The sequence below is a fragment of the Nocardioides luteus genome (genome assembly GCF_014648595.1).
GTDB lineage: Bacteria > Actinomycetota > Actinomycetes > Propionibacteriales > Nocardioidaceae > Nocardioides > Nocardioides luteus.
Window position 1 is genome coordinate 1 of record NZ_BMRK01000047.1, and the last position, 867, is coordinate 867.

2 protein-coding genes are annotated in these 867 nt (G+C 73.7%); both read left to right on the top strand.

Translation table 11 applies throughout. The features are described from left to right. A partial coding sequence (locus IEY81_RS23895) for a universal stress protein (RefSeq protein WP_189120998.1) occupies positions 1-525 on the top strand: 525 nt, incomplete at its 5' end. A 5-nt stretch (positions 526-530) separates the two neighbouring features. Beyond that, a partial coding sequence (locus IEY81_RS23900) for a pyridoxamine 5'-phosphate oxidase family protein (RefSeq protein ID WP_189120999.1) occupies positions 531-867 on the top strand: 337 nt, incomplete at its 3' end.

Consider the following 867-nt stretch of genomic DNA (forward strand, 5'->3'; position numbering starts at 1 on the left):
ACCAAGAGCTCGCCCCGAGACATCGTCGTCGGGGTGCAGGACGCCGCCACCTCCTCAGCCCTCGTACGCCGCGGGCTGGAGGTGGCGGCCGAACGTGGCGCGCCCCTGCGGCTGGTGCACGCCTGGCGAGCCTACGGAGCCTACGACGACCCTCTCGGCGTCGGGGACGAGGAGGAGCGTTGGACAGCGCGCGCCGAGCGCGAGCTGGCTGAAGCCCTCGCCGCTGCGCGCGCCGGAGCCGGGCCGGAGACGGCCGACGTGGAGGTCCGGCTCGATGCGATCTACGCCCAGACGGCGTACGCCCTCGTGGAGGCCTCCCACCAGGCCGAGCTGCTGATCCTCGGCCGAGGGCGCCATTTCTTCGGTTTCGGCCATCTGGGCGGCACCTCCCGGGCGGTGCTCCGGGAGAGCAGGTGCCCGGTCGAGATCGACCCGCACGTGGCGCCGGCGTTCGAGGGGGACGCCGGCGCCCCGGACGGGCTCGCGGCCGCCGGCACCGAGCCGGCCGGCGCAGGGCGGGGGTGAGATCGATGTACCTGACCGCCCGCTGGTTCCCGGGTCACCTGACCCCGATCGACCGCGACGAGTGCCTGGAGCTGCTCGAGCGCAACGAGGTCGGCAGGGTCGCGTTCAGCGACTCCGAGGGCCCGCTGATCATGCCGGTCAACCACGTCATGGTGGGGGAGCGGATCGTCTTCCGGACCGCCCCGCACACCGCGATCGCCGACCACGTCGGCGCCGGCCCGATGTCCTACCAGGTCGACGAGTTCGACTCCTTCAGCTCCGCCGGCTGGAGCGTCCTGGCGCGCGGGAGCGCGGAGTTCGTCGACGGCGTGTGGCTCACCGCCCACGACCTCCGGCCGGAGC